Source organism: Leptospira ognonensis, from assembly GCF_004770745.1.
GTDB classification, from domain to species: domain Bacteria; phylum Spirochaetota; class Leptospiria; order Leptospirales; family Leptospiraceae; genus Leptospira_A; species Leptospira_A ognonensis.
The window spans coordinates 1-4,609 of record NZ_RQGD01000036.1; the positions used below are offsets into that span (position 1 = coordinate 1).

Annotated in this window: 5 protein-coding genes; all 5 read right to left on the bottom strand. The window is 34.7% G+C overall.

Annotation, left to right across the window (positions count from 1 at the left end; all coding sequences use genetic code 11):
• Positions 1 to 81: 81 nt before the first annotated feature.
• Complete coding sequence (locus EHQ58_RS14795; protein WP_135624687.1) at positions 82 to 924, bottom strand: hypothetical protein; 843 nt, start codon at positions 922 to 924, stop codon at positions 82 to 84.
• Between the two features lie 206 nt (positions 925 to 1,130).
• Positions 1,131 to 1,532 (bottom strand): helix-turn-helix domain-containing protein, encoded by a 402-nt coding sequence (locus tag EHQ58_RS14800; RefSeq protein WP_135624688.1) that lies wholly within the window; start codon positions 1,530 to 1,532, stop codon positions 1,131 to 1,133.
• Positions 1,533 to 1,832 carry a type II toxin-antitoxin system HigB family toxin gene (locus EHQ58_RS14805; protein WP_135624689.1) on the bottom strand — a complete coding sequence of 100 codons (300 nt, stop codon included), beginning with the start codon at positions 1,830 to 1,832 and terminating at the stop codon, positions 1,533 to 1,535. It lies immediately after the preceding gene.
• Positions 1,833 to 2,543: 711 nt separating this feature from the next.
• Positions 2,544 to 3,347 (bottom strand): hypothetical protein, encoded by an 804-nt coding sequence (locus EHQ58_RS14810; RefSeq protein ID WP_135624690.1) that lies wholly within the window; start codon positions 3,345 to 3,347, stop codon positions 2,544 to 2,546.
• Positions 3,348 to 3,553: 206 nt separating this feature from the next.
• Entirely contained in the window at positions 3,554 to 4,468 is a 915-nt protein-coding gene (locus EHQ58_RS14815; RefSeq protein ID WP_167883646.1) for an SH3 domain-containing protein, read from the bottom strand.
• Positions 4,469 to 4,609: the final 141 nt, after the last annotated feature.

Genomic DNA, 4,609 nt, shown 5'->3' on the forward strand with positions numbered 1-4,609 from the left:
ATGCCAGAAGGGGAATTTGCCGTAGGCCGAGCGAGGGCTTGTCCCGAAGCGTAGCGTTAAGTCGCTGTTATGCGCCGTCGTTCATTTTATAATTTCTGGTAGATTGATAATTTGAGATAAATAATATGGAGTTGGGAAGTCGAAATTCATTCGTATAGTTTTTAAAAACGATGCTACTCCGATTCGAATTTTAGATATATTTTCAGACATTTCCTTTAATGTGTAGATTATATTTGAATTTGATGTATGTAAGATTGAATTTCGAATTCTATTTAATTCGAAAAATCTATGATATTCTTTTGTATTGCAAAGGATTTCAGTATTTTTTTCTTTCCCTAATGAATAGAATTTTCTAACTTTAGCCGGAAAAATACGTTCTTTTCTGATTTCGACACACTCTTTCTCAAAAAGGTGCTTTGATTCAAAATAAAGTACATGTTTTAGAATAAAAGCATCTATAAAGTTAATTGAAAATATAATTATTGATCTGTATAATCTTGAATGATTTTCGATAGAATTATCAGACTCTTTGGAGATATATAAAAAATTTTTATAATAATAAATTAGATCACTTGCAAGATCTTCTTCTATAGGCGATATCCTTCCGGATCCCTTTATTTTAGATTCTTTTCCATTTGATTCTATTTTTATTTCAACTCCTTCAGCGGTTGTCGCCATTGAAAATTGGTTTTTTAAGACTGGATCTTTAAGAAACAATAATTGATCTTCTACATTCTCTAAATATCCATTTTTTTGAATTGATAGAATGATATCTTCATACGTTAAATTTACTCTACTGAAGAAGTTAATTTGAAATCCTCTCTTGAATTTTTGGTTTCCAATATCAATATTCCATTCCCTTAATAGTGATAGAAAATATTTTTCACAAAAATTTACACTCAAGTTGTATTTAAATTCAGTCATAATTTTGAACGATGTCGTATAACGAACTAGGCTACACGACGTTGTCCGTAGCTGAGCCTCGCAGAGGCGTTAGCGTCGGCGCGACTTCTTGCATAGCAAGAAGCGTGACGGAGGACAATGTGCCTTTAGGCCGAGCGAGGGCGGAAGTCCCGAGCGGAGCGTGTCAGCCGAAGTTATACGAAGTTTTCAGGGACTATCAAGAAAGATTAAGCCACGGATGGCGTTTTCTTGCGACTTTTTCCTTGATTTAGCTTATATTCTTTTATCAATATTTCTGTTGGAATTCCTAAATTTTCATTTAAAGAACGAATCATATCTAAAGTTAATTTTCTCTTTTTATTTAGAATCTCAGTAGCTCTGCTTCTTCCGCCGATTAAATTCCCTATATCAACACTTTTGAGATTTTGATCTTCCATAACAGATTTTAATGCTTCGATAGGATCAGGATTATCAATAGGGAAGTGTTTGCTCTCGTAAGATTCCACTAAGGTCGTTAGAATATCTAATTTATCATATTCTGGAGAATTCTTTTTTGCATCCCAGAGAGAATCAATCATTCTCAGAGCATTTTGATAATCTTTTGAATTTTTAATAGGTTTGATATCCATTTAAATTGCTCCAGCATCAATTTTATCATATTGTTCATGAGTACCAATAAATCTAATATAAACAATTTTAAGATTATAATGAATCTTCACAATTAATCTGTATTTATTTCCATGAATATTGAAAACGACACGATTATCCTTAAGAAAACTAGCATTTCTAAACTTGAGTTTAATCTCATTCGGAGAATTCCAATCACTCTTCTGAGCTTCTTTAAACCAAACCTCTATAGCAGTTTTCGAGTCAGCAAATTTTGGAAGAGAGTAAAAATCCTTAAGAATTTTCCTGGAAATAACCCTCATTAAAACCAGTTTACAATGTTACCAAAATGGTAACAACCCAATTTTCTCTTTCTTGCGAGCACGGATGCTCGCACCTTTTATTACGTTTTAAGCACCCCTGAAAATTTCGTATAACGAATTAGACTTACCGACGTTCCTCGTAGCTGAGCCTCGGAGAGGCGTTAGCGTCGGCGCGCTTTTTGCGTAAGCAAGAAAGCGTGACGGAGAGGAATGTGGCGAAGCCCTAGCGAGGGCAACAGTCCCGAAGCGCAGCGGTAAGTCGTAGTTATGCGGAGTTGCGTTCGAAAATCTCTATCAAATGTTGGTCGACGATCCTAATATTCCGCGAGCAATCGATTCCCATACAGAAAATTACGTTAGGACATTGGCAATCTCGATGAAAAAAACATCAAATACATCAGTTCCAATTTACCTAGGAGAATTTATGTTCCAGAGAGCAGATAATAGAACAACGAGTAAGGATTATCTTCCTTTCAATGCAAAGCCACGCTTTCCCAACCGCGCGGAACAGACGACAATCTTATCCAGCAATTTCGCATAACGAACTAGGCTACACGACGTTGTCCGTAGCTGAGTCTCTGAAAGAGACGTTAGCGTCGGCGCGCCTTCTTGCGACGCAAGAAGCGTGACGGAGGACAATGTGCCTTTAGGCCGAGCGAGGGCGATAGTCCCGAGCGGAGCGTGTCAGCCGCAGTTATACGACGTGCATTTTTATTTATTAAAGTGAGAAACTAAGTCTTCAAACGTAAATGTCATATTTACAAAAAAACCTTTTGATGGAAAGACATCTGCAGTTATGCCTTCTTTTATTTCATAATATGAAAACCAAGTTTTATCTATTTCAATTATCCTAAATATATTTGTAAAAATTTCTTTTGAATCATAAACATCCGATTCTGACCATCTATTGAGCACTTCTTTAATCTCAATTAATTTTTTTTTGTAAATGCCCGAACGAAGCGTATAAAATTCGTTCTCGTAATTTTCTCGTTCGGTAATACTTAAATTTCCAATAGGAATAATAGCGGTTATAAAGTTCAAAACAATATCCAAAATTTGTTCAGTCTTAATAGGAATTGTGGGAATTAATTTTAAGGTTTTAGTTAAATTTTGGGAAAAATCTTTCTGATCTTCATCATTAAAAAAATATTTACTATCAAATCCTAATTCCAAATATTTTTTGTAAAATTTCCAATGTTGAATTTCGTTATCCAGATATCCTTTATAATTTAAAAGATCTTCTTGTGATACATCATTCATGGTAATTGCAGTAATAGGAATTTTGTAACCTTTCGTTTGAATATAGACATGCAAAAGTTCATGGACAAACGAGGATTTTGGATCTTTACAGATACTATAGCCAATATCATAAGTTTTTTTTGCACTTTTTGATTTTATTGATGTCCACGTAGAATCATCTTCCTTGGATTCAATTAACCGAATATTAAATCCGATTCGGTTTATTTCATCTAATATGGGCTTAGTTCTTTCATCGAGTAGTTCTTTTAGTTTCATATTTCCTCAGTTTTATTTTAATGCATGTCGTATAACGAACTAGGCTACACGACGTTGTCCGTAGCTGAGTCTCGCAGAGACGTTAGCGTCGGCGCGACTTCTTGCAGAGCAAGAAGCGTGACGGAGGACAATGTGCCTTTAGGCCGAGCGAGGGCGCAAGTCCCGAGCGGAGCGTGTCAGCCGCAGTTATGCGTCGTATGCTAAATTTATAATTTAATTTCAAATGGTTTATCGAAAAAAGAGAATAAGAGTTTATCTTTAAGAATGATCGATTTTTCAAAATTTATCTTGAAAAATTGGTGTTCTAGATCAAGATCTATCTTTTTTTCTGCAGGCGGTTGAATATTTTGTATTTTATTTTGAACCTTATATTCATTATCAGATTCAAATATTATTAGAGAATTAGAAATTGTGTTTAATTCAAAGACAAAATGTTTATTAATAATAGATACATTAATTTTTCTAAATCCTTTTGCGTCATTGTCAAAATCACCTCCGATAAAATACATATCTTGCATTTTTGAATTTATGATGTTGAAATGTTTCATAGAGGAAGCATAACCTCCTCCATCACCATTAGATTCGGAAGCGCTGACGATCGTATCATCATACCATTTTATGTTATCAGGATTCCAAGTAAAATCTGAAATTCGTTTGTTATTTGAATCATAGAATGTAATTACAGAACATTTATTGTAGATATCATTCGTACATTTAGGTTCAAAAAGCAATGAATAATAATATTGTTTTGATTTGTTATAAAAACGAACTTGATTTTCCGGGGAAAGATAATGACTGAAAACATAGCCTTCATGGTTATCGTCTTTCTCGTCTCTGAATGAGACTTTTAACCATCGACCTATTTTGTTATCTATAGTTGTATCTTTATCATCCTCAGCCAATATTTCTAATGGGGAGTTATATGGTATTAAGAGTAATTTAGGTGAATCTAACGAAGGATTTTCTCTTAATCGTAATCCTGATTTCGTGTTTACATAATAAAAAATACTCGCTTTAGTTAATTGATTGTCAAACTCAATTTCTTCTTGAGACAATTCATGTTTTTCACCTGGCTTGCAGAGGATCAGTAATAGTATTAGTAATAATATTCTTTTTTTCATAATTTCCTTTAGCATATGACGCATAACGAACTAGGCTACACGACGTTGTCCGTAGCTGAGCCTCGCAGAGGCGTTAGCGTCGGCGCGACTTCTTGCGACGCAAGAAGCGTGACGGAGGACAATGTGCCTTTAGGCCGAGCG

What these genes read in the sequence shown, in the direction of transcription:
- EHQ58_RS14795 (WP_135624687.1), bottom strand. Translation starts at nt 924, where the DNA reads ATGACTGAATTTAAATACAACTTGAGTGTAAATTTTTGTGAAAAATAT.
- EHQ58_RS14800 (WP_135624688.1), bottom strand. Translation starts at nt 1,532, where the DNA reads ATGGATATCAAACCTATTAAAAATTCAAAAGATTATCAAAATGCTCTG.
- EHQ58_RS14805 (WP_135624689.1), bottom strand. Translation starts at nt 1,832, where the DNA reads ATGAGGGTTATTTCCAGGAAAATTCTTAAGGATTTTTACTCTCTTCCA.
- EHQ58_RS14810 (WP_135624690.1), bottom strand. Translation starts at nt 3,347, where the DNA reads ATGAAACTAAAAGAACTACTCGATGAAAGAACTAAGCCCATATTAGAT.
- EHQ58_RS14815 (WP_167883646.1), bottom strand. Translation starts at nt 4,468, where the DNA reads ATGAAAAAAAGAATATTATTACTAATACTATTACTGATCCTCTGCAAG.